Source organism: Desulfobotulus pelophilus (assembly GCF_026155325.1).
Classification (GTDB): domain Bacteria; phylum Desulfobacterota; class Desulfobacteria; order Desulfobacterales; family ASO4-4; genus Desulfobotulus; species Desulfobotulus pelophilus.
In genome coordinates this window covers 1-2,288 of sequence record NZ_JAPFPW010000054.1, presented here as the reverse complement: position 1 = coordinate 2,288, position 2,288 = coordinate 1, and the positions used below count along the sequence as shown (strand labels likewise).

Below are 2,288 nucleotides of genomic sequence, written 5' to 3'. Positions count from 1 at the left end.
TGTCAAGGGACACGACTTTTTACGAAGTTAGGGGACAGGAGTTTTTACGATTCTGCCCTATAATAAATTTGGATTCTACATCCTTCAGCACGGTTGTTCCACCCGTCCGCCCCTCCGAACTTCATACATTCAAGGAGGGGCGGACGGATGGGGTCCAGCCAACATTTTTTCAAGATCTTTCAGCCGATAGGACCGTCCCTTAATGTGAAGCACATGACTCTTGTGCAGCAGCCGATCCAGAACCGCCGTGGTCATGACCTCATCCCCCGCCAGGATCTCTGGCCAGTCTTTGACGGCCTTATTGGTCGTAATGATGATACTCCCACGACCATAGCGGTAGTTGATGACACGAAACAGCAGAGAGGCCTCTTCTCTGGAAAGGGGTTGAAAGCCCATTTCATCAATGATCAGAAGAGATGATTTAAGGTATTTGACACTCTTCATACGCTGCAGTGGTCGATCCGCATGCTGTCTTGCTGCATGTATGAGGCTTTCAAGAGTATAAAATGCCACAGAAAATCCGTGCTCAATACCCTTAACGCCAAGGGCAACGGCCAAATGAGTCTTTCCTGTGCCGGGAGGTCCCTGGATGAGAATGGTTTCGTTCTGTCGAATGTAGGCACTGGTGGCAAGAGTCTCAATCCGTGCCTTATCAATAGCTGGCTGGAAGGCGAAATCAAAATTGCCCAGTGTGTATCCCACAGGCAGACCGGAGAGTCGTAAGGTTCTTTCAATACGCCGCTCTTCCCGTTGTGCAATCTCTGTCTCAAGAAGCCTTCCCAGGAATTCATGCCCAGGCATCTGCCTTCTGACAGATTCGCTGAGAAGCTCCGTAAGGTTTTCTGCTGCAAAGTTGAGACCAAGGTCCACAAGGGTTGAACGGATGGAATCCACTTCGGTTCTGGCTCTTGCTGTCATCTGGCCACCTCCGCAAGTGCTGCGTAATAGTCTATGGAACGGGCCTCAACCCCTGATGCCATAATTTCTTCCAGGCGGGAAGTCAGTTTACCCTGGGGAGGTGGCGGTAATACCCGGTCTGTTGCAGGGCCTTCATAGCATTTTCTGTCAATGAGAATCCGTTCTTCTGTATGTCTTGGATATTCTATGACAACCTTGCCATGGGCCAGAATCTGGACACGGTCAGCGCATCCACGGACCTCCACCAGCTCTTTTACAAGCTGAAATGGTACAGTGTATTGTCGGTTTTCAAAGAACACGCAGCAGTCTGGACGAACAACACGGCTCACGACCTTATCAAAGGGCTCTGGTAGCAGCATTGGGGGGCGTAGTAACGGAATTTCGTCCTGCCAACTCGCATGAATGGTTTTTCCTGTTGCAGGACAAATGGTATTCTTTGCGTAGCGTTCTATGGCCTGATCCGTTTCATGCTGCAGCTCTCTGATGGAAGACCACTCACGCCTGGTGATGGGAAGCAGCTTTCTGAGCTGCTTGACCTTGGCCTCGACTTTGCCCTTGGCATTGCCGGAACGGGGCGGACAGAGGTCCACATGAAATCCCACGCTTCGGGCATAGCTGCTGTAGGCTGCATTGATGACACCTGTGGCTCCTGCCCCGCTTGCAACACCGGTTTTCAGGTTGTCGATCCGATTAACCGCCGGGATGCCCTCCAGGCGGCGGAAAGCTTCGTTGTGGCACTGATGCCAGTGGAGCTGATCCATGCTCTCACTCCAGACAGCAGCCCACATACGGGAGTGGGACAGCACCAGGATGAAGGCATAGAGCTTCTTCCAGACCCCACCGATACATACTTGCGGAAACTCTCCCCAGTCCGTCTGGGACTGGGCTCCCGGTGCCAGTTCTACCCGACGGTAGGTACGGATAGGTGGACGGGGATATTTTTTGCGAACATACCGTAATACAGACTTATACGAGTGATTGTATCCGTAATGGAGAACCAGATGTTCGTGAAGCTCCCGGATATTGGCAGGCCGCTTGTCCGCTGCGGCTTTCTCCATCCAGTCCGAAATAAGTTCTTCATACGTCATAGCCTTGGATTCTTTGGCATTTCCATTGGTAGGTGAAATGAGGCTCTGCTTTTTACGATGATACCGAACCGCTCCTTCAGAGGTCCCGATAATCCGGGAAATGGCACTGTTGGATGCCTTCTTTTCAATCAATGTGTTCAGGGTCACGATTTCCTCCTTAGTCAGTCGGCGGTCTGCCATGTTTCACCTCCCTGGTTAGAGGTGACAGCATACCGCATTAGGTTGGAGGCAGATCGTAAAACTCGTGTCCCCTAAGGATTCAATATAACGTGTCTCTTAACA

At 51.4% G+C, this 2,288-nt stretch carries 2 protein-coding genes; both read right to left on the bottom strand.

The genetic code is table 11. The features are described 5' to 3' along the window. Positions 1-129 precede the first annotated feature (129 nt). A complete protein-coding gene (gene istB / locus OOT00_RS15895; RefSeq protein ID WP_265426406.1) occupies positions 130-918 on the bottom strand; it encodes an IS21-like element helper ATPase IstB in 789 nt (262 codons plus the stop codon). Beyond that, a complete protein-coding gene (gene istA, locus OOT00_RS15890) occupies positions 915-2,186 on the bottom strand; it encodes an IS21 family transposase (RefSeq protein WP_265426405.1) in 1,272 nt (423 codons plus the stop codon). The genes istB and istA overlap by 4 nt, the downstream gene beginning before the upstream one ends. Positions 2,187-2,288 lie beyond the last annotated feature (102 nt).